This window comes from Mucilaginibacter sp. KACC 22773, from assembly GCF_028736215.1.
GTDB lineage: Bacteria > Bacteroidota > Bacteroidia > Sphingobacteriales > Sphingobacteriaceae > Mucilaginibacter.
The window spans coordinates 4,270,567-4,297,273 of the sequence record NZ_CP117883.1 but is presented as its reverse complement, the minus strand read 5'-3'; the positions used below and the strand labels follow the sequence as shown (position 1 = coordinate 4,297,273).

24 protein-coding genes are annotated in these 26,707 nt (G+C 38.2%); all 24 read left to right on the top strand.

Going from position 1 to position 26,707, the window contains the following annotated elements; genetic code table 11:
• The first annotated feature begins 10 nt into the window (after positions 1 to 10).
• The 24 genes from PQ469_RS17485 (at position 11) to PQ469_RS17370 (ending at position 26,538) form a co-directional block, all read left to right on the top strand.
• The gene (locus PQ469_RS17485) at positions 11 to 1,450 is read left to right on the top strand and encodes a lipopolysaccharide biosynthesis protein (protein ID WP_090652507.1); all 1,440 of its coding nucleotides are present in this window, start codon (positions 11 to 13) and stop codon (positions 1,448 to 1,450) included.
• On the top strand, positions 1,447 to 2,616 hold the full coding sequence (locus PQ469_RS17480; RefSeq protein WP_274208822.1) for a DegT/DnrJ/EryC1/StrS family aminotransferase: 1,170 nt from the start codon (positions 1,447 to 1,449) through the stop codon (positions 2,614 to 2,616). The genes PQ469_RS17485 and PQ469_RS17480 overlap by 4 nt, the downstream gene beginning before the upstream one ends.
• On the top strand, positions 2,613 to 3,470 hold the full coding sequence (locus tag PQ469_RS17475) for a glycosyltransferase family 2 protein (RefSeq protein ID WP_274208820.1): 858 nt from the start codon (positions 2,613 to 2,615) through the stop codon (positions 3,468 to 3,470). The genes PQ469_RS17480 and PQ469_RS17475 overlap by 4 nt, the downstream gene beginning before the upstream one ends.
• Positions 3,471 to 3,494: 24 nt before the next feature.
• Positions 3,495 to 4,637 (top strand): glycosyltransferase, encoded by a 1,143-nt coding sequence (locus PQ469_RS17470; RefSeq protein ID WP_274208819.1) that lies wholly within the window; start codon positions 3,495 to 3,497, stop codon positions 4,635 to 4,637.
• A gap of 9 nt (positions 4,638 to 4,646) precedes the next feature.
• On the top strand, positions 4,647 to 5,450 hold the full coding sequence (locus tag PQ469_RS17465) for a DUF2334 domain-containing protein (protein ID WP_337993739.1): 804 nt from the start codon (positions 4,647 to 4,649) through the stop codon (positions 5,448 to 5,450).
• 67 nt (positions 5,451 to 5,517) lie between these two features.
• The gene (locus tag PQ469_RS17460) at positions 5,518 to 6,762 is read left to right on the top strand and encodes a DegT/DnrJ/EryC1/StrS family aminotransferase (RefSeq protein ID WP_090652502.1); all 1,245 of its coding nucleotides are present in this window, start codon (positions 5,518 to 5,520) and stop codon (positions 6,760 to 6,762) included.
• Position 6,763: 1 nt separating this feature from the next.
• Entirely contained in the window at positions 6,764 to 7,357 is a 594-nt protein-coding gene (locus tag PQ469_RS17455; RefSeq protein ID WP_274208817.1) for a sugar transferase, read from the top strand.
• Positions 7,358 to 7,370: 13 nt separating this feature from the next.
• Positions 7,371 to 8,582 (top strand): O-antigen ligase family protein, encoded by a 1,212-nt coding sequence (locus tag PQ469_RS17450; RefSeq protein WP_274208816.1) that lies wholly within the window; start codon positions 7,371 to 7,373, stop codon positions 8,580 to 8,582.
• Positions 8,583 to 8,617: 35 nt separating this feature from the next.
• On the top strand, positions 8,618 to 9,679 hold the full coding sequence (locus PQ469_RS17445) for a glycosyltransferase (RefSeq protein WP_274208815.1): 1,062 nt from the start codon (positions 8,618 to 8,620) through the stop codon (positions 9,677 to 9,679).
• Between the two features lie 32 nt (positions 9,680 to 9,711).
• Positions 9,712 to 11,553, top strand: a complete 1,842-nt coding sequence (gene asnB, locus PQ469_RS17440; RefSeq protein ID WP_274208814.1) for an asparagine synthase (glutamine-hydrolyzing) — start codon at positions 9,712 to 9,714, stop codon at positions 11,551 to 11,553.
• Between the two features lie 15 nt (positions 11,554 to 11,568).
• On the top strand, positions 11,569 to 12,300 hold the full coding sequence (locus tag PQ469_RS17435) for a hypothetical protein (RefSeq protein WP_090652497.1): 732 nt from the start codon (positions 11,569 to 11,571) through the stop codon (positions 12,298 to 12,300).
• Positions 12,297 to 13,232, top strand: coding sequence for a glucosamine inositolphosphorylceramide transferase family protein (locus PQ469_RS17430; RefSeq protein WP_274208813.1), 936 nt, complete (start codon positions 12,297 to 12,299; stop codon positions 13,230 to 13,232). The genes PQ469_RS17435 and PQ469_RS17430 overlap by 4 nt, the downstream gene beginning before the upstream one ends.
• Positions 13,208 to 14,281 carry a glycosyltransferase gene (locus PQ469_RS17425; RefSeq protein ID WP_090652495.1) on the top strand — a complete coding sequence of 358 codons (1,074 nt, stop codon included), beginning with the start codon at positions 13,208 to 13,210 and terminating at the stop codon, positions 14,279 to 14,281. The genes PQ469_RS17430 and PQ469_RS17425 overlap by 25 nt, the downstream gene beginning before the upstream one ends.
• Before the next feature lie 41 nt (positions 14,282 to 14,322).
• Positions 14,323 to 14,799 (top strand): hypothetical protein, encoded by a 477-nt coding sequence (locus tag PQ469_RS17420; protein ID WP_090652494.1) that lies wholly within the window; start codon positions 14,323 to 14,325, stop codon positions 14,797 to 14,799.
• Positions 14,800 to 15,032: 233 nt separating this feature from the next.
• The gene (locus tag PQ469_RS17415; protein ID WP_090652493.1) at positions 15,033 to 16,115 is read left to right on the top strand and encodes an NAD-dependent epimerase; all 1,083 of its coding nucleotides are present in this window, start codon (positions 15,033 to 15,035) and stop codon (positions 16,113 to 16,115) included.
• A 205-nt stretch (positions 16,116 to 16,320) separates the two neighbouring features.
• Positions 16,321 to 17,751, top strand: coding sequence for a pectate lyase family protein (locus tag PQ469_RS17410; RefSeq protein WP_090652492.1), 1,431 nt, complete (start codon positions 16,321 to 16,323; stop codon positions 17,749 to 17,751).
• A 189-nt stretch (positions 17,752 to 17,940) separates the two neighbouring features.
• On the top strand, positions 17,941 to 19,095 hold the full coding sequence (locus PQ469_RS17405) for a glycosyltransferase family 4 protein (RefSeq protein WP_274208812.1): 1,155 nt from the start codon (positions 17,941 to 17,943) through the stop codon (positions 19,093 to 19,095).
• A gap of 16 nt (positions 19,096 to 19,111) precedes the next feature.
• Positions 19,112 to 19,915 (top strand): phytanoyl-CoA dioxygenase family protein, encoded by an 804-nt coding sequence (locus PQ469_RS17400; RefSeq protein ID WP_090652490.1) that lies wholly within the window; start codon positions 19,112 to 19,114, stop codon positions 19,913 to 19,915.
• Positions 19,916 to 19,946: 31 nt separating this feature from the next.
• Entirely contained in the window at positions 19,947 to 20,918 is a 972-nt protein-coding gene (locus tag PQ469_RS17395; protein ID WP_090652489.1) for a hypothetical protein, read from the top strand.
• Entirely contained in the window at positions 20,915 to 21,421 is a 507-nt protein-coding gene (locus PQ469_RS17390; RefSeq protein ID WP_090652488.1) for a GNAT family N-acetyltransferase, read from the top strand. Before PQ469_RS17395 ends, PQ469_RS17390 begins: the two co-directional genes overlap by 4 nt.
• A gap of 26 nt (positions 21,422 to 21,447) precedes the next feature.
• Positions 21,448 to 22,485, top strand: a complete 1,038-nt coding sequence (locus PQ469_RS17385; RefSeq protein ID WP_090652487.1) for a GNAT family N-acetyltransferase — start codon at positions 21,448 to 21,450, stop codon at positions 22,483 to 22,485.
• 26 nt (positions 22,486 to 22,511) lie between these two features.
• A complete protein-coding gene (locus PQ469_RS17380; RefSeq protein WP_274208811.1) occupies positions 22,512 to 24,467 on the top strand; it encodes a polysaccharide biosynthesis protein in 1,956 nt (651 codons plus the stop codon).
• 150 nt (positions 24,468 to 24,617) lie between these two features.
• The gene (locus tag PQ469_RS17375; RefSeq protein ID WP_274208810.1) at positions 24,618 to 26,093 is read left to right on the top strand and encodes a PAS domain-containing protein; all 1,476 of its coding nucleotides are present in this window, start codon (positions 24,618 to 24,620) and stop codon (positions 26,091 to 26,093) included.
• 64 nt (positions 26,094 to 26,157) lie between these two features.
• Positions 26,158 to 26,538 carry a response regulator gene (locus PQ469_RS17370; protein ID WP_274208809.1) on the top strand — a complete coding sequence of 127 codons (381 nt, stop codon included), beginning with the start codon at positions 26,158 to 26,160 and terminating at the stop codon, positions 26,536 to 26,538.
• The last annotated feature ends 169 nt before the right edge of the window (positions 26,539 to 26,707 follow it).

Genomic DNA, 26,707 nt, shown 5'->3' with positions numbered 1-26,707 from the left:
TATCACTCAGATGAATTATAAAGAAAAAACCGTATCGGGCATTCTATGGTCCTTATGGCAGCAGGTGAGTTCAAAAATTGTTGGGTTCCTGATCTCCTTATTTCTGGCCCGTATGCTTGACCCCGCTCAGTTTGGCCTGATAGCCATGTTGGCAATTTTTATAGCAATTGGTAATTCGCTGTTAGATAGTGGTTTAACAGCTTCGCTGATACGCACCCCGGATGCAGATGAGCGCGATTTTTCGACAATTTTCTATTTTAACCTGTTGGGCAGTTGTTTTTTATATGGTGTATTATTTTTTGCTGCCCCTTTCATTGCCGATTTTTATAAACAGCCACTTTTAACAGCCATTGTACGTGTATACGGACTTATTTTAATTATCAATGCCTTTTTTGGTGTTCAAAGTACTTTACTGGTAAAAGATATGAAGTTTAAACTGCAAACAAACATTCAGATTCCGGCAGCCATTGGGGGAGGGCTTTTGGGCATCCTGCTTGCAAGGTTAGGTTATGGGGTATGGAGCCTGGTTTGGATGGGACTATGTACATCTTTTTTATCAACAGCTATGCATTGGATCTATTCGCCGTGGCGGCCGGCTTTATTGTTTGACAAGGAGTGTTTCAAAAAACATTTCTCGTTTGGTTATAAAATGACTTTATCTGGTTTGTTGGATACTGTTTATCAAAATCTTTACTTAATAATTATTGGCAAATATTTTTCTGCAAGCCTGCTTGGTTTTTATTGGCGTGCAGATACTATTAGTCAGCTGCCTATAAGTAATATTTCTACCGCGGTTAATAAGGTTGCTTACCCAATGTTTGCACAAATAGCCCATGATCCGGTGCGTTTAAAAGATGTTTATAAAAAGCTAATGCAACAGGTTGTGTTTTGGAATGCACCGGCGCTAATATTTCTGAGTTTAATTGCTAAGCCGCTTTTTCATATTTTATTAACAGATAAGTGGTTACCCGCTGTGCCTTTTTTTAAGATATTATGTCTTTGCGGTATTATGTACCCACTTCATGTATATAATCTGAATATTTTAAAAGTATTGGGTAAAAGCGCTCTGTTTTTTAAGTTGGAGGTGCTAAAAAAAATATTAAGCGTTGCCGGAATTTTGCTTTTCATCCCCTTTGGGATATACGGTCTGTTGTATTTTCAGCTATTTTTTAACCTTATTGCTTATTACATCAATTCAGTTTATAGTGGCAGGCTAATAGCCTACCCGGTAAGGGAACAAATTGAGGATATTTTTCCCATTTTGGCTATAGCCGGTACGTTAGGTTTTACTTGTTACTTTCTCGATATGTTACTAACCAGCCTTTATACCCCCGCAATTATGCAAATTGGCATTGTTTTCATAATTTATTTTGGTGTTTATTTTGGTGCAGGCTTATTAGTGAAACTTTCGGCGATTAAAGATTTTAACCAATTAATTCTTAAAAAATGATACCTGTAACCAAGCCGTTTCTGCCTACAGAAACAGAATTTTGCGATTATGTGAAAAGTATTTGGGAACGCCAGTGGCTCACAAATAATGGTCCGTTGGTAAATACGCTTGAACTGAAGCTTAAAGAATACCTGGGTGTTAATCATTTGTTATATGTTGCAAACGGTACAATTGCGTTACAGCTTGCAATTAAAGCATTGTCATTACATGGCGAGATTATTACCACGCCATTTTCTTTTGTGGCAACAACAAGCGCAATTGTTTGGCAAGAATGCACTCCCGTTTTTGTTGATATTGATCCGGAAACCTATAATATCGATCCCGCTAAAATTGAAGCTGCAATTACCTCAAAAACAACAGCAATATTGGCTACGCATGTTTTTGGTAACCCTTGCGATATTGCGGCTATACAGGACATTGCCGACAGGTATGGTTTAAAAGTTATTTACGATGCAGCACATTGCTTTGGTACCTTGTATAAAAACCGGTCGGTATTCGAATATGGCGATATCAGCACAACCAGTTTTCATTCAACAAAGTTATTTCATACCATAGAAGGGGGCGCAGTATTTACCCAGGATCCGGAAATTCTAAGAAAATTGGCGTTGATGCGCAATTTCGGTTTTTCTGGAGTTGATTGCTTTTCAGAACAAGGCATCAATGCAAAAAACTGCGAATTTCATGCAGCTATGGGCCTTTGTAATTTACGCTATGCCGATGAGATATTGAAAAAAAGAAGGTATTTAACCGAGCAATATATGCTGCGGTTAACTAACCTGGATGTTCAATTTCAAAAAGTTGAAAATGCCGACGATTATAATTACGCGTATTTCCCGGTTTTGTTTAGTTCGGAGGAGCTAATGTTGGAGAGCAAGGCCAAACTTGAATTGGCGCAAATATACAGTCGTAGGTATTTTTTTCCTTCTTTATCAAGTTTACCGTATGTAAACAGTTCGGAAATGCCTATTTGCGACAGTATAGCGTCCCGCATTTTGTGTCTTCCTTTATATCATACTTTAGGATTGTCAGATTTGGATCTGATTTGCCGTTTGTTACTACGAACTCAAAATTTTACCGAGGGAAGCCAACCGAGGCCAGATCGCTTTGGTAAGCTGGTAACGGATAAAATTGAATGGGAATTAAATGTAAAAAACGGCAAAATATGAATGGAACTGAAATTACAGTTAGTATTTGCTGTATTACGTATAATCACGAAAAATTTATTGCGCAGGCTATCGATAATTTCGTGATGCAGCAAACAAATTTCAAATTCGAAATAATTATTGGCGACGATTGTTCTACTGATAATACATTGCTCATTATCAATCAGTTTTCGGTTAAATACCCGGGGAAGATCAAGGTGCTTACATCTCCTGAAAACATAGGTTTTCACCGTAATTTTATTAGGTGTGTTGAAGCGTGTAAAGGTACATATATAGCACTTTGCGAGGGCGACGATTATTGGACAGATAACTATAAGTTGCAAAAACAGGTAGATTTTTTAAAATCTAATCCTGGCTATATTATGTGTTGCCATTATACCCGTGTTATTACTGCCGATAACCAAACAATATATGCACACCCTAAGCCGGTGCCACTAACGCATACCTATTATGATTTGCTTGCCGGCAAACAAGATGAAACAAAAACAGCAACGGTACTTTACCGTAACCTGCCAATAGTACATAGCTTATTTTTAAGTAAGTTGTTTTTTAATTGTTATGCCGGCGATAAGATTTTTAAACTTTATGCCACCTTTCATACGGGTAAAAAAGTATATGTAATGCCCGAAGTAATGAGTTGTTACCGTAACCACCAAGGCGGAATTTGGAGCATGATAAACGCTAATACAAGGATGAAAAGGATGATAAGCGACTTTGATTTAATTATAAGGAATTTTTCCTATCCAACGTTACTGAGAAGAAAACTACTTGGTTTGTATATTAAAAGGTATTTGTTTTTTGAACTGAGTAATCTGCAAATAAAAAGGGCCTACAACACTGTTAAATACTTGCTTTAATTCATCCGGGAAAAACAAACCTTCATGAAAATAAAACCCGATTTACAAGTAAAACCCCGCTTGTTTTTTATTATTCCTACCCTGATGGGCGGCGGAGCCGAAAGAGTATTAATATCATTAGCAAACCATTTTAATAAGCTAAATTTTAAATCAATAATCGTTTCGCTAAATCAGGATGTTCCAGCTTATGCTATTGACAAAGATGTAAAAGTAGTTCAAATATTAAGCCGAAGACGGCATAGCCTGGGATACCGGTTGTACTATTTTTTAAAAACCTTTTATGTGCTGATTAAATTGTTGAGAGCCGAAAAACCTGTTTGTGCTATATCGTTTATAACATCGGCCAATATATGGGCGGGCATAACCTGCTATTTTACCAATACCCCGTATATCGTATCCGAACGAACATCGCCAAACCGGAGTGTAAATCAGTTTGGTTATCTGCATAAGAAGCTTGCCGCATTAATATATCGCAAATCGGCATCCGTGGTTGTTAGCGCAAAGGGTGTAGGAGACTGCCTGTTAGGGATAACAGCTTTTAAACATCTGGATAATATAAACAGGATAATGAACGCAGTAACAACCTTTGATAGGATAGCTACGAGTAAGGTACACGTTCGGAAATTTATATTGGGCGTTGGACGATTAGCCTTTGTTAAAGGTTTTGACATGCTGATTGCCGCGTTCGGCCTCGCCAATCTTGACGATACTGATTTATTAATAATAGGCGAAGGCGAAGAAAGATCAAATCTTCTTTGCCAGATCCATCGCCTCGGACTACAGGAAAAAGTATTGCTTCCCGGATCAAAAACTAACCTACAGGATTATTATAGCCAGGCCGAAATGTTTGTGTTGCCTTCCCGCAATGAAGGCTATCCTAATGCATTGGTCGAGGCAATGAGTTTAAGTTGTCCTTGTATAGCGGTAAACTGTGACTTTGGGCCTGCGGAGATTATCAGAGATGGCGATAACGGTATTTTAGTAGCTAAGGAGTCGATTGTTGAGTTGGCGGACGCGATGGTTTGTCTACACAACGATAATGGCCTCAGGGAACGGATAGGGGGAGCAGCACAAAATATTTGTGAAAGCAACAGTGCACAAAAAATTTTAGGCGAGTGGGCGGGTTTAATAAACAAGCATGCCAGGTATACGCCTAATGTACCCTGAACTTAAAACATGATGCCGGCAAATTTTTCATTCGAATTTAATCTTAATCATATGTTACAATATTTAATCCGTTTGGACGATTTGTGTCCAACTAATGATATAGATAAATGGCAGCGTTTTTTTAGGTTGTTTGACAAGTATAAAATTAAACCAATAATTGCTGTAATACCTGATAACAAGGACCCCAAACTAAAAAGCCGCGGAAAATTCAATTCAAATTATTGGCCGATGGTACGCGGGCTTCAAAGTAAAGGGTATATTATGGGGATGCACGGATATAATCACTGTTACGTAAATCGAAACTCTGGAATCCTAAAAATGAACAAGCGATCAGAATTCGCAGGCTTACCATCACAGATACAAGAGCAGAAGATTAAAGCTGCCGCTGCAATATTTCGTCGTGAAAAGGTTCGCCCTTCATTGTTTATAGCACCGGCACATACATTTGACAGGAACACACTTATGGCGCTGGAGAAGTATACCGATATTAAGGTAATAAGTGATGGGCTATTAAAATCGCCCTACGTCCGGTTCGGGTTTAACTGGATCCCTGTACAACTATCTGAAGTTGAACCCAAAACAGAAAATACCTGGACTTTTAACTATCACCCCGAAACCTGCACTGATAGTGCCTTTGATGAACTCGAAGACTTTATTGTAAAGTATCATAAGCACTTTGTTTCGCTTGACGATTTATCATTTATAAACTATGGTTGGGTAGATTTCATAAAAGAGAAGTTCTGCATATACAAACGCCTGATTCGGGGCTACATAAGTTTTCTGCTTGTTGAGGCCGAAAAAATCCCAACCTAACCTGCAGAGGGCAGAAACCTGAGCATTTTTCTGAAATTAATTTATTCACTCCATTTCTATCTCTTATATGAAAATTCCGTTTTCACCTCCTTTTATCGACCAATCTGTTATAAAAGAGGTTATTGATGCACTTGTTTCTAAATGGATAACTACCGGCCCTAAGGTAGCCGAACTTGAAAACGAGATAGTAAATTTAACAACAGCCAAAGCGGCTGTGTGTGTAAATTCATGGACGTCGGGCGCTATACTGATGTTAAAATGGTTTGGCGTAAAAGAGGGAGATGAGGTTATTGTACCCGCTTATACTTACTGCGCTACTGCTTTATGCGTGCTGCATTGCGGGGCAACTCCCGTAATGGTTGATGTTGATAACGATTGTTGTATATCTACACAAGCCGTTTTGAAAGCCATTACCAGCAAAACAAAGGCGATTATTGCAGTTGATGTTGCCGGCTGGCCATGCGATTACGGGGCTTTAAATGAGATTATAGGCAGGCCCGAAATTGTAAACTTATTTGAGCCGACAAATGACAAGCAAACGACACTGGGCAGAATACTGCTAATTGCCGATGCTGCGCATTCCCTGGGAGCTACGATACATGGAGTTGCAGCCTCAAGGGAAGCCGATATTGCTATTTTCTCATTTCACGCCGTTAAAAATATAACAACAGCAGAGGGGGGGGCCATATGTTTGAATTTGCCGGCAACCTTCAATATTGAAAATGAGTATAGGTATTTGAAAATGTTTACCCTGAATGGGCAAACTAAAGATGCATTCACTAAATCGAACGGTGGGGGGTGGAAGTATGATATATTATTTCAGGGCCTTAAAATAAATATGCCCGATGTATGCGCCGCAATTGGCCTGGCCCAAATAAAAATATATACGCAGTTATTGCTTCCTTTAAGAAAGCTGATTGCAATAAAATATTTCAAAAGCTTTAGGCAAATGAACTGGTTTATGGCGCCCTCACTTATTGATGGGAACCGCGAGTCTTCGTATCATCTTTACTCTTTAAGAATCAGGGGAATATCTGAGTCGCAGCGAGACCAGATTATAGAAGATATTACAGAGCAAGGCGTAAGTGTTAACGTTCATTTTATACCATTACCTATGTTAACTTTATTTAAATCATTAGGTTACAACATTGCAGACTACCCAGTAGCTTACGCTCAGTACGCAAATGAAATTTCACTCCCCATTTACCCCCAATTATCTAATACAGAAGTGGATTTTATAATACAAACTGTAAAAAATGCTGTAAACAAGCAAATTAGCCAATTGAAAACTTCCTCAATAACAGATTTTTGAAATGATTTTAAAAAGAATTTTCGATTTGATTTTTGCTTCGATTTTATTGATAACCTTAACCCCGTTATTAATTATAATAGCTATGGCTGTTAAATTCAATTCAAAAGGAAGCGTATTTTACGTACAGCGCAGAATCGGCAAAAATGGTTCGGATTTTAACCTCTTTAAATTCAGAACCATGTATGAGTTTTCAGATAGGGCAGGCTTGTTAACCATTGGATACGCCGATTTTAGGATTACCACCGTGGGGTATTGGCTTCGCAAATATAAACTGGATGAACTGCCACAATTGATAAATATTATTATTGGCAATATGAGTTTTGTTGGCCCCAGGCCAGAAGTAAGTAAGTACGTTGCAATTTACAGCGTTCAGCAATTAAGGGTACTTAGTGTAAAGCCAGGTTTAACCGACTGGGCCTCTATCAAATACTTTAATGAGAATGAGCTTTTGGCAACTGCCGAAGACCCGGAGAGGCTTTATGTAAATACAATTTTGCCGTCAAAAATATTTCAAAACCTTGAATATATTGACAATCGAAATTTCCTGATGGACATCAGAATTATATTAAGCACCCTTAAAAGATTACTTAAATAAGCTGCGATCTTTTATGGAACTTAAAAAGCTTTTGGTTTATTGTTTTGTCATTTTCTATCTATATGTCCTTGCATTTGGCATATTCATGACAGAGACAGTGAAAATACCCGCGCCTGCTGTATTTGGTTTGCCCCTTATTTTTTTTGCAGGGCAACCTGCAACACGGTTTTTATACTATAAAGAGATGCTTTTTTTTATCACTGCCTTGTTTTTATACAATATAGTGGGAATGAATGATTATCGCTCTTTTTTTGCCACCTTAATTACAATTTTTATATGTGCGCTATATTTTAATTATTTTGTCGGCTCCAGCAGAAGCAGGTTCGTTGCATCGATAGTATTGTTTTTTTTACTGTTGATGGTGTCAATGATCATCATGATACTTGACCACAACTATGCATCGATTATTGATCCTATAAGGATTGCAATGCTTGATGAACAGGTTAAACAAAGCCCTTCAGGACTGTCAATAACTCAGTTTACTTTTGGTTACCAGGTTGCGGCTTTTACCACAATGATTTTGGTGGCAGCATTTACTTTTAAGCAAAATTTACTCATTAAATTAGTTGTGCTGTGTTCTTGTTTGATTTGTATTTATCTTGGCATGAACAGGTCGGCATTTATAAGTTTTTGTGCAGCAACAGCAATATTTTTGATTATTTACTACCGATACAAGGCTGTTTTTTTGCTCATAATTACCATTCTGGTATGTTTTGCAGCTTATACATACATGTTAAAAGGCAATTTCGACAATAAGAATAACATATTGTCAAAAAATGCTGCAAAGGAAGCAAATGATTTTAATCGTGCAGATCTGGCAGCAGAAAATCTTAAAATAGTAGCAAATTATCCCTTTGGGCTAATATTTTATGGAAAAACCTGGGATGAAGTTACATATCGAAATCCTTCTTTCCCTTTTGGTTTGTCATCGCATAACGCTTATTTGATGTTTGTTACCTTATTGGGGCCATTTTTAGGTTTGGGATTATTAGGGGCAATTTATTATCGTATACTTTCCCTTTTTTGGAATACAGTTAAAAATATTCATAAAAAAAATCAGCCTCTATATCTGGCTTTATTTTTCTCTTTTTTTGCTATTTCAATAAATGCACTATCGCATAATGGTTGGCTGTTAAGCGTAGATGGGCCAACAATATTTTTGTATTTCGCAATACTTCAATACAACGTTACATCAGATACCGGTAACGATATTTTACTTGCCTGATAGAAAATCACCTTAAATTTTAACACGGCCCCTGTATGAGAAAGAAAATTTTCCTGGTAGTTGGTTCCCTTGGAGCCGGCGGTTCTGAACGCGTTTATTGGCTGCTTTCCCAGTATTTTAACAACGAAAAGTATGATGTATCGGTTGTTTATTTGAGCGGTCATCATCAATGTTTTTCTGCTGATATAAAAGGGATCCGTTTTATCAACTTGAATACCATTAAGGCGTCAAAGTCATTTTTTAAGCTATTAAAATTGCTTCGAGATGAAAAGCCAGATGCTGTTTTTTCAACAACCGACCATATAAACATTTTGATCGCAATGGTGGGTTGCTTTGTAAAGGTACCTAACTTAATAGCCAGGGCCTCAAATAACCCCTTTCAAATGCGTCAGTACTATGATTTTAAAGCCAGGTTTTATAATTTTTTCACCAGGTTTTTGTTTTTTCGTTTCGATTTTATTGTATGCCAATCGGAGGAGATGCTTCGCGAAATGGCTGTGTGTTACAACATTCCCGTTAAAAAATTAACTGTAATTCATAACCCGATTCTTCCGTCACATTTGCTCAAAAATGGCCGTAGCATATCGGGATTAAAACGCCTGGTGGTTGTAAGCCGGTTAAGAAAAGAAAAAGGACTGCTTCGTTTGCTTGAAATTGTTAAAGACCTCCCAACAAATTATGTGTTAACAATAGTTGGTGACGGGCCTTTAATGAAAGAGCTAAAAACACTTGTTTGCCAAAACAATCTTTGCAACCGGGTAACTTTTACTGGCGAAATAAGCAACGTTGCGCTGCAAATTGCCAGGAACGACCTGTTGGTTTTGAGCTCTTTTACTGAGGGCTTTCCAAACGTAGTGCTCGAATCGCTCTCAGTTGGAGTTCCTGTAGTTACTTTCCGTGTTGGAGGTATTAGCAAATTAATAAGGGAGGGCTTTAATGGATTTGTTGCTGAGCAAAACGACGTAGTGAATTTAAAAAGACATATTATCCGTGCCTGCAATCAAACCTGGCATCATGAACAGATAAAAGCCGATATCTATAATCGCTTTGCCCTTGATAAAATTGGTAAATCATACGAAATGCTTATACTAAACTAAGCTTATTTACCTTATAACCTAATCATTTATATATGTGTGGAATTTATGGGGCAACTACCCAATACCCAGACGAGGTAATTGTTGCCAAACTACAAAGGGTGGGTTTTCGCGGTCCGGATTACTCTGCTTTTGAACGTGTTGGCCCGGTTGTTTTAGGCCATAACCGTCTCGCAATTGTAGATTTGGACCACAGGTCAAACCAGCCCTTTAGCTACAGGCATATTAAAGTTGTATTTAATGGCGAAATATATAATTACAAGGATTTAAAAGTAAAGCTACAAAATTTAGGCCACCAGTTTTTTACCAATTCGGATACCGAGGTACTGGCCGCTGCCTATCTTGAGTACAGTGAGCGTTGTGTTTATCAGTTTATTGGCATGTTTGCCTTCGTAATTTACGATACCCTTTCTGGTAAGTTGTTTGGAGCAAGGGACCGTTTGGGTAAAAAACCCTTTTATTATACACACAGAGGCCTTGATTTTGAATTTGGAAGCCAGCCGTCGCAAATTTGCATAGGCAGAAATACCCGCCTGGATGAAGAGGCAGTTAAGGAGTATCTGATATGGGGCTATGTGCCGGAACCCAAATCGGCATGGAAACAGATAAAGAAGCTTGAAGCCGGACATTCTTTTACTTTCACAATAGGTACGGGTACGTTTAAGATGAATAAATATTGGGATCTTGATCTCAATTTTGTAAACAAATATGAAGGTTCCTATTTTGATGCCAGGTCCTCGCTCAAGAGTCTTTTAACCAGTGCAGTAGACATCAGGATGCAGGCAGATGTTAATGTTGGTGTTTTTCTTTCCGGAGGAATAGATTCTTCATTAATAACGGCACTTGCGGTACAGCATAACAAACAAGTAAAAACCTTTTGCATAAAATTTAACGAAAAGGGGTTTGACGAGAGCATATTCGCAAAAAAAATTGCCAATTATTTACAAACAGACCATCATGAAATTGAATGCAGCAGTGGGGAAGGTATTGAGTTAATTAAAAACTTTGGCGAATATTACGATGAACCATTTGCAGATTCAAGTGCAATACCAACGTTATTGTTGAGCAAATACACTAAAAAATACGTTACCGTTGCTTTAAGCGGAGATGGGGGCGACGAAAGCTTTATGGGGTATAGCCGGTATAAGTGGTTTAATATGGTTAACCATTTATTTAGCTGCCCGCTTTCGGTGCGAAAGCAGTTAGCCCGGGTTATAAGTTTATCGCCAAACTATCGTCACCAATTGATTGCCTTGGGGCTTTGTAGTTCAAAAATTAGCTCATTATATGGTTTGATGCTCGGTGGCTTAGAATATTCCTGGCTTGACCACCCTGAAAAGGGATTGGAAGTGCCATTTATGGATATCTGGTCAATGAAATCTCTTAGTATTTTGCAACAAATGTCGGCTTTCGACACTAAGACCTATTTGAATGGCGATATCAATACAAAAGTAGATCGTGCGTCAATGGCGTTTGCAATTGAAGCGCGCGCCCCATTAATGGATCATAGGGTAGTTACTTTCGCGCAAAATCTGCCCGATGACTATAAGTTTAAGTACGGACATCAAAAAAGGATTTTAAAGGATATTTTATATCAACATGTCCCCCCCGAATTTTTTAACAGATCAAAGTCAGGTTTTACTGTACCACTACAGTGGTGGTTTAGAAACGAGCTAAAAGATTATGTAATGGATCACCTCACGTTAAACGAGCTCAAAAATATTCCGGGGGTTAACGCTCCAAAGGCATTGGCAATGGTCAATCAACACATGGATGGCAAGTGGAATCGGTTTCCACAGATATGGAAGTTGTTAGTTTTTACGCAATGGTTAAAAAGCCAAACAGCCTCCAAGTCTTTTAAATATCAACCGGTTTAAAAAAGATATATTTTCATGGTACAAGTTAAAAGTTCCTTAATTAGGGTTATACCGTACAACGTAATATGGTTTGCCCACAAGCCCAACTTTTGGAATTGTTTGTGTAGCTCTTATAAACAAAGTTCATATAGCGGCTTTATCCCGGGATATTTAAAAGAATCATTTTATACCAAAATAATTGATCTAAGGGTTTCAAAAGAAACTTTTGAAGCTGGCTTTGAACAGAATACAACATACGAAATAAGACGTGCCATTAAAGATGGCGTTATTACCGTGATGGAAACAGGTTTAAGGCGTTTCATAGAATTCTATAATTCCTTTGCCGAAACAAAACAGCTTAAAAAACTAACAAAAGATTTTTATAAATATCAATCGTCCCTGGTAATTACAAAAGCAATTTATAATGGACAGGATGTTGTAATGCACGCCTACCTACGCGATAATACATTGAAAAGGGTACGGCTGTTACACTCTGCGTCGCTTTTCAGAAACGAATCAGACAAGCAATCAAGAGCGGTTATCGGCCGCGCCAACAGGCTATTACACTTTAAAGACATGTGTTTTTTTAAACAGCAAGGTTTTGAGAGCTACGATCTCGGCGGCTACGCTTATCAAACTTCGGATGAGTCGCTTGCGAAGATTAATCAATTCAAAGACAGCTTTGGAGGCACCCTGGTTCTTGAAAACGACTACTTACCAATATTGGTTGTTGTTTACTCATTTATAAAAAAAATAGTAAGGGTATGAAAATAACCGAAACGATAAGCAAACTTTTGGATAAAATATTTTTATACGATAGGTGGAATATTGGTTATCTACGCCAAACTCCGGAAAATCTCATTCTTACGCAAAAACTCAATGGAGATGTTAACTGGCTTACTGAGGATACTGTTGATTATGCGGCAGATCCTTTTGTAATACAGGTAAACGGTAAAACACATCTTTATTATGAAGAGCTGAATTTTTGGAAAGGCAAGGGCGAAATCATGATGACGGACGATATGCTTTTTAAAAACAAAAAAAAGGTCAAAGGCATCGTTAACGATGCTATACATTTGTCATATCCTTACTTGTTTACAGTTCAGAATCAACTTTATTGCATCCCTGAAACGGCAACGGCCAGGCAAGTTGCTTTATACCAGATTGACGAAAAAGACCCCTGCAGGTTTAAAAAAATAAGATTATTGTTAGAGGGGGAGGCTTTTGTTGATAGTTCAATAGTTTATTTCAAAAATAAATACTGGCTGTTTAGCAGTATGTCCCGTAAGCCCGGAAAACTTTATATTTTTCATGCCGATGGCCTGGATGCTCCTTTTAAACCACATAGCCTAAACCCAATAAATGTTGCTTTTAATGTTAACCGATCAGCCGGCAGGTTGTTTATAGTTGACCAAAGACTCTACATGCCCACTCAAAACCCCGAAAAATGTTATGGCGGGTCGGTAATGATAAATGAAATAACCAATATAAGCGAAACAGAATTTCAATATCAAACAGCGTTTGAATTACTGCCGCAGCCGCCATATGATAAGGGGTTGCATACTATAAATTTTGCGGGCGGCTTAATGGTTATTGATGGAAAACGAAAAGTATTCAGTGCCCTGGGACCGTTAAAAAAAATTATCGGAAAAATAAGGAACCTCAAATTTTGGCAATGGAACCCAATACATACAAGTTAGTTTTTGTGTCCATGTCTGACCAGGCAAACGGGGCAGAAAATATTTTGCTAATGTGCGCAGCAACCAGTAAAGCCCCCCTTATATTTTTAAAAAAAGTAGCTAAAGGAGGCCTTAAAATTCCTTTCGGACTAAACGTTACGTACGTTACAAAAAACAGCCTAATTATTGGCTTTCTGGGTGTTATAAAGGCATTAAAAGCATTCAGAACAGGTCATGTAATTGTTAGCACACACCCTTATTTAAATGCTTATCTGGGTTTGTTGAAGCGTATAGGATTTTTAAAATCAAAAGTAATTGTAAGAGAGTGCACTTCTGTTTTTACACGGTTCAGCGGCCTTAAAAAGTGGAGTTATCAACTATCTTATCGTTTAGGATACCCTGCTGTTGATTTGGTTGTTTGCCAAACAAAACAAATGCGCTGTGATTTTATAAAAAATGTTTCGTTTGTTATTCCCGAATCGCTAATAGTACAGCCAAATCCGCTTGATATAAAGCAAAATATTGTTAATGCAAAGGCTGCATTAAATGACGCAGATGCCGAAACTGAATTTATTTGTGCGGCCGGGCGATTGATTCCCGAAAAAGGCTTTTTAATATTAATAGCTGCTTTCAATATATTGAAGGCAGAATTCCCCGGCTTGAAATTGCTGATTTTTGGCGATGGCCCTCAAAGGAGCCTTCTCGAAAAATTAATTGCCCAATACCAATTGAGCGGGCGCGTAATTTTGAAGGGGTGGGTTGAAAACCCAATGCCATATTTTAAACTTTCCAGGGCGTGTGTTGTGTCATCTATCAAAGAAGGTTTTCCTAACGTTTTGCTGCAAATGATGAGCCTGAATCCCAAAGTTGTATGCACCAAATGTGCCGGCGGGATTGAGGATATAGAGGGTGTTTTTAAGGCCGATATAAACAGCGAAAGCGAACTCACAAATGCAATCAGAACAGCATTGAATTCAACAGCTCATTACCAGGAGCAAAATCAGCATTATTTAGATGGCAGAAGCCCACAGGTTTTTATCCATTCCATAATGACGTCCCTTATAAAATAGATTTCTTTAAAGTAACAAATATTCATCTTAATTAAACGATCATGAAACCACAAATCAAACCTTTTTTGAAAGTATTAGTCCTGTTTGCGCTGGCAATAGGTAATACATTATTTGGCGGCTGCAAAAAAGCAGCTTTATCACCATCATCTGTCTTACATGATACGGTAAGGTTAGTACACGACTCTATCATATACGTTAAAGATACCTCGAATACGGTAACGGATACAGCTGCTTTAATACCAATAAGTTTAATAGGTTTGAGATCCGACTCGGGGTATTGCTATAAAATTGGATATCACCTTCCGGTTATCGGCGATTCAAATGACAAACCAAACACTTCAACATTGCGCCTTTTTGAAAATGGTGTCGAATTATCTCCTGCACATTCTAACCACAAGTCTATTAGGGTGTATGGGCTCGGACAGTTTAGTCACTGGGGCGATGAACTATATTTCTCAACTTCAGATAACACCAGCCCACTCAATAACGGCAGAAAATATAGCTATAAGATGAAATAAGCTGGCAATATTCTATACTATACGGTATTTGCAAATGCAAAAAAGCATTTCGTGATCGCAACACCAAACATCTTCTTCACAATACATTTTATTGGGTTTTATTATAGCAACTACAATAAAACCCAATAAAATCAGGGCCAGAATCGACTCCAGTCGGAAAGCATAAGGGCCATAAAATCTGCCAGGCACCTGGTTCAACAGCAAGCATTCTTCCAAAACTTAAACTCATACTCATGAAAATTTTAATTACCGGTACAGCTGGTTTTATTGGCTATCATTTGGCCCAAAAAATGCTCGAAAGAGGGGACACCGTGGTTGGTGTAGATAATTTAAACGATTATTACGATGTAAAGCTTAAATATGCCCGGCTTGAAAATACCGGTATTTATGCAGCAAACATTGAGTATGGCAAACCGATTAAAAGCATAAAACATCCAAACTACACGTTTATAAAAGCAGATTTGATGGATCGCGAATTATTGGAAGACATCTTTAAAGCCGGTGAATTTGATACGGTATGCAACCTTGCTGCGCAGGCAGGCGTTCGTTATAGCTTAACAAACCCCGAAGTTTATATCGATTCAAATATTAAAGGGTTTCTTAACATCCTGGAATGTTGCCGGCATTTTAAAATAGGGCACCTGGTTTATGCAAGCTCGTCAAGCGTTTACGGGTTGAACAAAAAAATGCCATTCAGTGAACACGATATTGCCGATCACCCGGTGTCGTTATATGCTGCATCAAAAAAAGCAAATGAAATGATGGCACATACCTATAGCCATTTGTTTGGTTTAAAAACAACAGGATTGCGTTTTTTTACAGTTTATGGCCCGTGGGGAAGGCCCGATATGGCGTTATTTATTTTTACAAAGGCTATATTGGCAGGCGAACCAATTGAGGTTTTTAACAATGGTAATATGAAACGTGATTTTACTTACATTGATGATATTGTTGAAGGTATCGTCCATGTAGTTGACGGGCCGGCCAAAGCAAATCCCACCTGGGATGCCTGCCATCCCGATCCTGCCACATCAGCGGCGCCATTCAGGGTTTTCAACATAGGCAGGGGCGCACCTGTTAAACTACTTGATTTTGTAAGTGAGATTGAAAGCCAGGTTGGTATTAAGGCGGTAAAGATACTAAAGCCCATGCAAGACGGCGATGTAGGCGAAACCTGTGCCGATGTTTCCAATTTGGATGAAGTTTTAAAATATAAACCCCAGGTTTCCGTTTCGGTAGGAGTAGCCCGTTTTATTTCCTGGTATAAACAGTTTTACGAAGTTGAAATTGGTGCCCAATCGGCGATATTGTCCTGAAAAAAAATAGTTTTGTCATTTTAATGTCACGAAGTGTGCAATTTATACACTTTCTTTACAATTAAGTTTTACACTTTTTTATAGCCTCAGGTTGTAATAAACCCCCTTTTTGTACTTTTAATTAACCCAGTCTATTCATCGCGGAAAATTTTTAATCGTAATTTTTCAAACACAGTCTCGTTTGAAAAGCCAAAATTAAAAACGCATGAAAAAAACACAAAAACACTACAACAAAATGGCTGTATTCAGCTTGGTACTAAGTACAATTATTTTTTTTGGCAGTTGTAAACGAACGCAGGATACTCCTGATAATTTGTCGCAAGACCAGTTAACAGCAAGTTCGGCTTCATTTGCTACAACAGCAACTACAGGAACAAGTTATGCTGTAAATTTAACCGGTATTAAGTCGGATGGTGGGTATGCCTATAAAACTACTTACCCGTTAAGTAGCTCTGGTGATTCCAATACGGCACCTACAGCATCAACACTGAGATTGTTTGAAAATGGGGTTGAGCTAAGTCCCGCGCACTCGTTACATGACGATATACGTAACCTTGGTAAAGGGCGTTTTAGCCATTGGGGCACCAGTTTATATTTCTCGGCGTCTGATAATACAAACCCGGCAACAAATGGACGCAAGTACACTTACACTTTTGGCGGATCTGCAAGTGGCACAACAACAACTACTACCCCAACAACAACTACTACTACCACTGGTTCGGCAACTAAAACAGGTGTAACATCGGCATTAATGGGTTATGCAATGTATAATGGCACAACAACAGGAGGTGCCGGAGGTGCCACCGTAACAGTATCGACACTGGCGGCTTTAAAAACAGCACTATCGGGCAGTGCTCCTAAAATAGTATACGTAAGTGGTACAATTGCAGGCTCGGGTGATGATCCGGTGTATGTATCATCCAACAAATCAATTATCGGTCAGCCAGGAGCAACAATAACAGGTATATCACTGTACATGTTTACAGTTAACAATATAATTGTTCAAAATATAACCTTTAAAAATTATGTAACAGATGCCGCTTTGATGATCAAGTTTTCAACTACGCATGTTTGGGTTGATCATTGCGACTTTTCTACGGATCGTAGTCATGGATGGGATTATTGGGGTAAAGACATAGCGATAACAAGGGCTTCAGATTTTGTTACAGTTTCCTGGAGCCGGTTTCACGATACAAATTTGTCGCTCCTGATAAGTGGTGGTATTGCCGGACATGAGTCAGATATTGGTCATTTACATGTTACGCTGCACCACAATTTTTGGTATAATGTTAGCGAACGGGAGCCCGATATGAACTATGGCCGTGTACATGTATTCAATAACTATCACTTGAATAACAGTAGCTATAGTTTGGGTGCAAGGGCTAACGGAATTGTCCGTACAGATAACGAATATTTTTCAGGCTGCCATAAACCAATAAGTACCAACCTTGCCGGCGACCCTCCGGGATACTTTAGCGGGGTAAGCACCAACATTTATTCAAATTGTGGTGCAAACGATATAACAACCGCATTATCTACATGGGTACCCGAATATAGTTACAGCGCAGTGCTCGACGCTGCTGCAAACGTGCCTGCTATAGTTCAAAAAGGAGCTGGGGCAATACTTTCTAACTAATAATTTTTTTTAATCTAATTATAAAATGTCCGGATTACGGTTTAGTAGTCCGGACATTATTTCAGTTTCTTCCGTGTCACTTTTTTAATCTTTAAACCGTATGTTTTAAAACTCTACTCCCTATAAAAAATACGCTTGCTTTAATAGGCCAACATTAATATCCAATCTAAACCACATCACACCATTTTTATGATAGTTACCAGGCAAAAAATACTAATAGCCTGTGATTCGGCTAAATCATTAATCGATTTTAGAGGAAAACTCATCGAGGATTTAGCTAAACAACACCAGGTATATGTTTTTACCCCAGCGTTACCGCTGGCCATGCGCAAAAAACTTAATGTGCTTAACGTGATTATTCACGAGAATAAGTTAAAAGGCAGTACCGTTGCTATCATCGAAGATGTAAAATATGCCATCGCGCTTTATAAACTAATTAAACGTGTGCGGCCCGATATTTTTTTCCCCTATACGCTAAAACCTGTTATTTATGGTACTTTAGCGGCAAAACTAAACCATGTAAAACTAATAACGCCAATGCTATCGGGGCTTGGGTATAGTTTTGTGCCTGGCAGCCAAAAGTCGCTGGTGAGTCGCATGGCGCAACAAATGCTCAAATTTAGCCTAAGGGCAAGTCCGTCATTAAGAATCATTTTTCAAAATAAGGACGACTATCAAACACTAATCAGTAAGAAAATATTAACACCTAAACACCGGGCTTTTGTAGTTAACGGTTCGGGGGTTGATTTGAGCCATTACCGGCGCTCATTGCCGGATACCAGTGCCATTAGTTTCCTGATGATTTCGCGGCTTATAAATGCAAAGGGCATTTATGAATATTATGAAGCGGCCCGAATCACCCGTTTAGCGTATCCCGAAGTGAAATTCAAGCTTATAGGCTCGTCTGATAAAAATATTGATTCAATTAACGCCGACCTTCTATTCAAAATTCAATATGGCGATACCGTAGAATATATTGGGGAAGTTGATGACGTAAGGCCTTATATTTCAGAAGCCTCTGTTGTTGTTCTTCCGTCCTATTACGGCGAGGGGATCCCACGTTGCTTGCTGGAAGCTATGGCTACCGGGCGGGCAATTATCACCTGCGATTCTGTTGGCTGCCGCGAAACTGTCATCTCTGGCGCTGCTTCAAATGGTTTTTTGGTGCCTGTTAAAAATGTTGCCGAGCTGATCTTTAAAATTCAACATTATATTCAGCACCCCGGAGATATTGTTGAACATGGATTAAATGGATTAACGCTGGCTAAAGAAAAATTTGATGTGAAACTTATTAATGCTTGCATGATGGAAATTATGCAGCTAAAAACAAGATCATTAATATAAAACGGATTAAACAGATATGAAAAATAGATTTAAGTATAACGAGAAGGAATTTAGCACTTTTCCGGAATCTATGCGCCAATATGGTTGGGTAGTGTATGAAAATGCGATTGATAACTTTTTTTTGGATGTAATAAATGCCGACCTTGAAGTAGCATACAAAGTTAGAAGAGCTATCCAGGAAAAAAATAATATAAGTGCCAACATGCAGGGTACACTGCATCACTTGTTAGAGAGAAATAATTTTAGTATTCCTTTTCTTCAAAAAATGTATTGTGATGATGAAATAGCACAATTTTTAGGGGGCAAATACATATTAAACGGTATTAACGCGGTGATACACTCCAAACATGCGCACCCTTACCTGAGCAACATGCATCGCGATACGCGAACTTTTGTATCTGATGCCAAGTTGTTGCTACAAATGATTGTTACACTGGATGATTTTACCGAAGCTAATGGCGCTACGCATTTTCTTTCAGGTTCGCACAAATCGGCGTTGCAGCCTAACGAAAATTATTTTTTTGACACTGCAGACAGAGCTATTGTACCCAAGGGCAGTATAATATTGTTTGATTCAAACATTTGGCATGCAGCCGGCGAAAATACTACAAATGATGTACGCCGGGCATTAACTTTAGGGTTTACCCGCCCGTGTTTTAAACAGCAAATGGATTACCCAAGATTATTAGGTTACGACTTTGTTGCGCAGCTTAATCCCGGCTTACGCCAGGTAATAGGTTATAATGCCCGGGTACCCGAAAGCCTGGAAGAGTACTATCAGCCCTCGCACCTAAGAATGTATCAACGGGATCAGGGCTAAACAGCCTTTAAATCGCAACTAATTTACGGCTATGCAAAATAATAGAGCCGCTTTAAAATCCATCGGTGGATATTTAGAGCTGGAATTGCCTGTGGGAAATGAATTTTATCCAAACCTGATTCATTTAAACACCGGACGGAATGCCCTTGAGTATATTTTAAGGCAAAAAGGATATACTAAAATATATATCCCATATTTTACGTGCGATGTTTTACTTGAGCCCATCGATAAACTGGGCATCAGATACCAATTTTATTCAATTGACAAAAATCTTGATCCGATAATTAATTTCGATATCGAACATGATGCCTGTTTTTTGTATACCAACTACTTCGGGCTAAAGCAAGAGACTGTTACAGCATTAAGCTACAAAATTAGTAACCTGATAATTGATAACTCACAGGCGTTTTTTTCAGAGCCGTTGCCCAAAATAGATACCTTCTATTCGTGCCGCAAATTTTTTGGTGTTTCGGACGGGGCATATTTGCAAATTAAAAGAAAGCTGGCAAAGAAACTACCCATAGATAAATCCATTCACCGGTTTTCCTACCTTATTAAAAGTATTGATTGTGGAATAGAGGAAGGTTATGAAGCTTTTAAAGAAAGTAATAAAGATTTGGAAAACAACGAGATAAGATCAATGTCTGCGGTTACTAAAAAAATACTTTCGGGTATTGATTATGATGCCTGTGCGAAGATAAGAGAGCGGAATTTTCATTTTTTACATAAGCACCTGCATGAGTATAATTTGTTGAAATTTGAAGTCCCCGAGGATTGTGCGCCCATGGTTTACCCCTTTTTGTGCAACGACAAATACTTGAAGGTTCATTTAATTCAAAAAAAAATATACGTAGCTACTTATTGGCCAAACGTTTTTAAATGGACTAAAAAAAGTATGTATGAAAATTACCTTGCCCGCTGCTTGGTTCCGTTACCAATAGATCAGCGCTATAATTTGCAGGATATGTATTATATGTTAAACACCTTACGCGTTTTTTTATGACAATATCAATATACATACGGCCATTGGTTGTAGAAGATGCACTGGTTTCTTACGCCTGGCGCAACGATCCGTTAATTTGGATTTACACAGGCTACAAACCAGTTAATTACATTACTGCAGTGATTGAAACCGCCTGGCTGCAGGGCGAATTACTTAAAGAAAATCAGGCACGATTTGCAATTTGCGTTAAAGAACTTAATACCTATATAGGTAACGTTCAGTTGTTAGATTTAACCGCTCATGATGCCGAACTACATCTTTTTATCGGCAACAGGCTTTATTGGGGTAAAGGCATTGGTTACCAGGCAACTATGAAAATTCTAAATTATGGTTTCCTGATAAAAGAACTGGACCTTATCTATCTTAAGGTTCACCCCTCAAATATATCGGCCATAACAGTATATGAAAAGGCTGGCTTTGAAATTAAGGGTAAACAAGATGACCTTATTTGTATGAATATTACCAAAAGTAAGTTCATAGCTGCACAAAACTGTAAGAATTAACATACAACAATAGGACCATACCAATTATGACAAAAGTACTAACCATTCTTAATAGGGAAGAGTGGACAAACTACATTCGGGGGGCGGCCGAATATGATTTTTATCATACCTGGCATTATCACACTATCGAAAATTCACTTGAAAGTAAATCCCGGCCGCTTTTATTTGTATACCAGCAGGGCGATGACTATATCGTATTCCCGTTAATTGAACGTAATATACCTGGAACGGATTTTTTTGACCTTACTTGTGTTTATGGATTCTCGGGCCCGGTTTCGAACAAAAAGATGGAAAACCTTGAGGACAGCTTTATTGAGAATTTTAGGGGTGCATTTATTTCCTTTCTTTCCGGCAGCAATTACATTTCGCTATTTATTCGAATGCATCCCTTTTACAAGCAGCAAAAGCTGCTTGATAAATTTGGAGGGGTACATTCAAATGGCAAAACGGTAGTGATTGATTTGTTTAAAAGCATTGACGACCAGCGTGAGGATTACCGGCAAAGCACTATGGATGCCATTAAACATGCCTGGAAAAAGGGGTTCAGGGTAGTAGAAGAAAAGGGCCCAAAGGCCCTGGAGATTTTTGCCGGTATTTATAGGGAGAGCATGAAAAGGGTAGGAGCAGCCGATTCTTATTTATTCAATGATCAATATTTTAACAACATATGCAATACAAATGAATATGATGCACGGGTGCTAATGGTTTATGACGGTGCCACTGTTATGTCAAGCACCATTATAACTTTTACCAACGATATTATACAGGCTCATTTGGTTGGCACGCGGGCCGAATATCTGCACGAAAGCCCCACAAAGTTTCTGGTTGACGAAATTACGCTCATTGGCAGGCGCGAGGGGATGAGATATTATAATTTGGGTGGTGGCCTTGGCTACAAACACGATAAACTTTTTGAATGGAAAGCCGCATTTTCGAAATTACATTTTGAATTTAACACCTGGCGTTATATTGCAAACCCTGCCGTTTATCAAAATTTACTTGCTCAAAAAGGAATTAACAATAACCCGGAAATAGATTTTTTCCCACTCTATCGCTACGCATAATTTTTTTACCTAAACAACTAACTGCTATGATATACCTCAGGAATTTATTGTTTCAGGACAAATTTCATTCAAGGTGGCTAATACTATTAACCGATCTTGGTATTGTCCTCATATCCTTATGCTTGTCGTTTTCGGTAAAAGGTAAACTCGATCTGGAACAGAACAACCTTTACTATATAGCATTTTATTGCAGTAACGCCGTGTTTATCTTTTTAGTAATGCGGGTACACACGCATATTATAAGGCATTCAAACACCCGCGACATGCTGCGCATTCTTACAGCTGTTTTTGTAAGCACTGTTGCCTTCGTGATAATTTATCATTTGGTGTTCGCAACATATCTTAACATAAATTTGCAAGGCTTAGGGGATGTTTTGTTTATCAATTTTTTTATCTCCTCATCGCTGCTGATGGGCATGCGTATTGTTATCAAAGACGTTTTTAAATACTTTGATGAACCCGGGTATAAAATAGAAAAAGAAAATGTTTTGATATATGGTTCGGGTACATCTTCTATCCTGATAAAGAATACTTTGGAAGGCCAGCGGGGGTTTATGATAAATGTTCAGGGCTTTATCGACACAGGCGACGACAAAGTTTATAAGTGCCTTGAGCAAAAGCGGGTTTATCCTATTACAGCTATTACCAGGTTGAACAATAAATACGGTATCAAAAAAATGTTCATAACGTCTGAAGATATACAAACCGAAGGTAAAAGAACGGCAATAGCAAAGTGTGTTGAATTAGGTATCAAGGTAATTACAGTTCCGCCATCAAATGAATGGATAAACGGCCAACCTAATTTAAAGCAGTTTAAGGATCTGAAAATTGAAGATTTGCTTGAACGTAAGCCCATTAAACTCTCGTGTAAGCATATTTTTGATGATATACAGGGTAAAAGAGTTTTAGTAACGGGTGCAGCAGGTTCAATAGGATCTGAACTGGTAAGGCAAATTTTAGGATATGAACCCGAATTTGTGGTGTTGTGCGACCAGGCCGAAACCCCATTGCACGAAATTCAATTAGAGATTGAAGAGGGAATACATGCCGACAAAGCGCGTATTTTTATTGCCAATATCCAAAACGAAACCCGTATTAAAAGCTTGTTTGAATTGTACAGGCCGCAAATTGTTTTCCACGCGGCGGCTTACAAGCATGTGCCCATGATGGAAAATAATCCCACAGAAGCGGTGCTGACAAATATAGGAGGTACTAAGAACTTAGCCGATATATCGGTCTTGTTTGGTGTAGAAAAGTTTGTGATGATATCGACAGATAAGGCAGTAAGGCCAACTAATGTTATGGGTGCTTCAAAACGCATTGCCGAAATGTATATTCAATCGTTAAACAGCAAAACATTTGACAACCGTTTTTTTTGTAGCGATTTATGTAATGGAGTGCTAAATCAAACTAAATTTATTACGACGCGTTTTGGCAACGTAATGGGGTCAAACGGATCGGTAATACCACGGTTCAAAGCACAAATTGAAAAAGGGGGACCGGTTACCGTAACCCATCCCGAAATTACGCGGTATTTTATGACTATACCCGAAGCTGTGCAACTTGTAATTGAAGCCGCGATAATGGGCAACGGCGGCGAAATATTTTTATTTGATATGGGACTGCCTGTTAAAATTGCCGATCTGGCTGCCAACATGATAAAATTAGTGGGAATGGTGCCTGGCGAAGACATAAAAATTGTTTATACCGGCCTAAGGCCCGGCGAGAAGCTTTACGAGGAGCTGCTAAACATTGAAGAGGAAGTTATACCCACGTACAACAAGGACATAAAAATTTCAAAAACCATCCCTGTAAAATACGCCGATGTTAATAAGGTTGTAAATGAACTACTTGAACTTAATTTATGCAGGGATATTGATTTAATGGTAGCCAAAATGAAAAATATTTTGCCTGACTTTATTAGCAATAATTCGCGATATGAAAAATTGGATGCCGGGATACCGGTGAGCATACGGTGCTAAAGGCCAAAAAAAATGACATGTATCATATTTTTACAACTTTTATATCTCTTTAAGACAATAACTTAATTTGTTATTTGCACTTTTGGTAACCTGATTTTTTTCATGAATTAATGGGTTTATGAAAATTGCTACATTTATATCCTTGCACAAATGCCGCTTTTAGTTAAACTGTCTCTAATTGAAATTATCACCGGGCTATTAAAGCACAGCGATGCGATGCTTGGGTATTGGGATAAAAATCTTATCTGCCGTTTTGCGAATGATGCCTACAGAAATTGGTTTGGCATTGAACCTGAAGCAATGATAAATAAAATGTATTTGTGGGAGTTACTCGGACAATCACTATATCAAAATAACTTAAAGTATATAGATGGCGCTTTAAACGGACATGTGCAGGTTTTTGAACGGTTTTTGCAGGATCGTAGCGGGCAAATGATGAATACACGTGCCACTTATACACCAAATTTTGTAGAAGGGCAGGTTGATGGCTTTTTTGTACAGGTTGTAATACTAAACCCAATGGAAAAGAAGATAGTTGATAACGAACATTTGCCGCAGAAAAAGGCCTTTCTGAATCCAACCGATCATAATCTTGATGAGGTTATTCAAACCCTGAGATCCTGGATTTTTACGGGGTTCCCGAGTATAGCTGCGCTTGCAAAAAAACATTTTATATCCGAATCAAAGCTGAAACGGGATTTTAAAGAAAAATACAACGATACTATTTTTTCATACTATCGCATGCTTCAAATGGAGTTTGCCGAGCGCTACATTGCCGAAAAAAGGTACAATAAATCGCAAATGGCATCTTTATTAAATTTTTCAAACCCTTCTAATTTTTCAAAATGTTACCAAAAATATTTAAAAGATAAATCTTCAAATCATCATTCTGCAGGCCCCCAGGTTATAAATTACAAGGCTTTTATCGAGCAAGAGCCAATAGCCATTGCCATGTTTGATATAGATATGCATTTTATAGCTGCATCATTGAAATGGATTGAAGATTATGATTTGCAAGATAAAGATATTACCGGATGTAATTTATATGAGCTATTGCCTGAGTTTCCGTCACAATTTCAAGACCTGCTACCCACCTGCCTCAAGGGCGAGATTTATTTTGATGATGGCATCGTCGAAAAAAAGGATGGAACCTTATCATGGATGCACTGGGATATCAGACCCTGGTATGATGATTCAAAGGAAGTAGGCGGGTTTATGATTATGACGCAAAACTACGTGCCTTTTAGGCTTAGCATCAATGAAAATAAAGAAGTTTTAGAAATACTTAATAAAACACAAAAGATAGCGCGTATAGGCGCCTGGAGCCGGAATTTTAAAGACAATACAACTGTTTGGAGCAAGGTATTAAAGGAAATGCTTGAGGTACCGGCTGATTTTGCGCCCGATCTTGAAACTGCCATTAGCTTTTATAAAGAGGGCGAGAATCGTGACAGGGCAGCCATCGGTTTAAAAAATGCCATGTTAAACGCAAAACCTTTTGGCGGCGATTTTGAAATGATTACGGCCAAAGGACACCTGCTGAAGGTGAAAGTAGCCGGTTATCCGGAGTTTAAAGATGGCAAATGCGAGAAACTATCGGGTATTCTTATAGATATAACTTTCTAAAATAATGCCGCCAATTTCCCCAAAGCTGGCATAACATTTTTTTATTATCAAAACCAGGTTGTTTATGAACAATATTTTGCTCATTGAGGATAATGATGTGACCAGAAAAAATATCGCTGATCTTCTTTCGGTTGAAGGATATACAATTTTAGAGGCCAGTGACGGTTTTAGTGCGATTGGTTACCTGGAAGAGTATTTGCCTGATTTGGTTATATGCGAAATTATTATGCCAGGTATGAATGGGTTTGATGTTTACAAAACAATGTTTAGCTATTTGTACACAAACAAAATTCCATTTATTCAATTTACGGCAAAATCAGGTGATGCTGAGCATTATTTTAAAATAATTAATGTAAAAAACTGCACCTTCCAGGCCGGCAATGATCGTGATTTAATAAGTTTTATAACAACCCGTTTCTCCGGATTTGGCATAAAAATTGAATGATTTCAGCTACGGAATAACGATATTTGCTTATTATGAAATTTTACGTAATTGGCTGTAATTTAAAGTTAAATATCTCTTTTTCAGACCTTTTGTAGTTATTAATTGGACTTTAAAAGGTTGGTTTATTGTTCTAATGTCTCTAAATTTAATAAAAAAATCAATTGTAAAG

Bases quoted from the DNA above. Each gene is read 5' to 3' on its own strand.
- PQ469_RS17410 (WP_090652492.1), top strand. From the start codon at position 16,321: ATGAAAAAAACACAAAAACACTACAACAAAATGGCTGTATTCAGCTTG.
- PQ469_RS17460 (WP_090652502.1), top strand. From the start codon at position 5,518: ATGAAAATTCCGTTTTCACCTCCTTTTATCGACCAATCTGTTATAAAA.
- PQ469_RS17480 (WP_274208822.1), top strand. From the start codon at position 1,447: ATGATACCTGTAACCAAGCCGTTTCTGCCTACAGAAACAGAATTTTGC.
- PQ469_RS17405 (WP_274208812.1), top strand. From the start codon at position 17,941: ATGATAGTTACCAGGCAAAAAATACTAATAGCCTGTGATTCGGCTAAA.
- asnB (WP_274208814.1), top strand. From the start codon at position 9,712: ATGTGTGGAATTTATGGGGCAACTACCCAATACCCAGACGAGGTAATT.
- PQ469_RS17435 (WP_090652497.1), top strand. From the start codon at position 11,569: ATGGTACAAGTTAAAAGTTCCTTAATTAGGGTTATACCGTACAACGTA.
- PQ469_RS17390 (WP_090652488.1), top strand. From the start codon at position 20,915: ATGACAATATCAATATACATACGGCCATTGGTTGTAGAAGATGCACTG.
- PQ469_RS17370 (WP_274208809.1), top strand. From the start codon at position 26,158: ATGAACAATATTTTGCTCATTGAGGATAATGATGTGACCAGAAAAAAT.
- PQ469_RS17445 (WP_274208815.1), top strand. From the start codon at position 8,618: ATGAGAAAGAAAATTTTCCTGGTAGTTGGTTCCCTTGGAGCCGGCGGT.
- PQ469_RS17470 (WP_274208819.1), top strand. From the start codon at position 3,495: ATGAAAATAAAACCCGATTTACAAGTAAAACCCCGCTTGTTTTTTATT.
- PQ469_RS17455 (WP_274208817.1), top strand. From the start codon at position 6,764: ATGATTTTAAAAAGAATTTTCGATTTGATTTTTGCTTCGATTTTATTG.
- PQ469_RS17415 (WP_090652493.1), top strand. From the start codon at position 15,033: ATGAAAATTTTAATTACCGGTACAGCTGGTTTTATTGGCTATCATTTG.
- PQ469_RS17450 (WP_274208816.1), top strand. From the start codon at position 7,371: ATGGAACTTAAAAAGCTTTTGGTTTATTGTTTTGTCATTTTCTATCTA.
- PQ469_RS17395 (WP_090652489.1), top strand. From the start codon at position 19,947: ATGCAAAATAATAGAGCCGCTTTAAAATCCATCGGTGGATATTTAGAG.
- PQ469_RS17485 (WP_090652507.1), top strand. From the start codon at position 11: ATGAATTATAAAGAAAAAACCGTATCGGGCATTCTATGGTCCTTATGG.
- PQ469_RS17380 (WP_274208811.1), top strand. From the start codon at position 22,512: ATGATATACCTCAGGAATTTATTGTTTCAGGACAAATTTCATTCAAGG.
- PQ469_RS17420 (WP_090652494.1), top strand. From the start codon at position 14,323: ATGAAACCACAAATCAAACCTTTTTTGAAAGTATTAGTCCTGTTTGCG.
- PQ469_RS17375 (WP_274208810.1), top strand. From the start codon at position 24,618: ATGCCGCTTTTAGTTAAACTGTCTCTAATTGAAATTATCACCGGGCTA.
- PQ469_RS17430 (WP_274208813.1), top strand. From the start codon at position 12,297: ATGAAAATAACCGAAACGATAAGCAAACTTTTGGATAAAATATTTTTA.
- PQ469_RS17465 (WP_337993739.1), top strand. From the start codon at position 4,647: ATGATGCCGGCAAATTTTTCATTCGAATTTAATCTTAATCATATGTTA.
- PQ469_RS17425 (WP_090652495.1), top strand. From the start codon at position 13,208: ATGGAACCCAATACATACAAGTTAGTTTTTGTGTCCATGTCTGACCAG.
- PQ469_RS17475 (WP_274208820.1), top strand. From the start codon at position 2,613: ATGAATGGAACTGAAATTACAGTTAGTATTTGCTGTATTACGTATAAT.
- PQ469_RS17385 (WP_090652487.1), top strand. From the start codon at position 21,448: ATGACAAAAGTACTAACCATTCTTAATAGGGAAGAGTGGACAAACTAC.
- PQ469_RS17400 (WP_090652490.1), top strand. From the start codon at position 19,112: ATGAAAAATAGATTTAAGTATAACGAGAAGGAATTTAGCACTTTTCCG.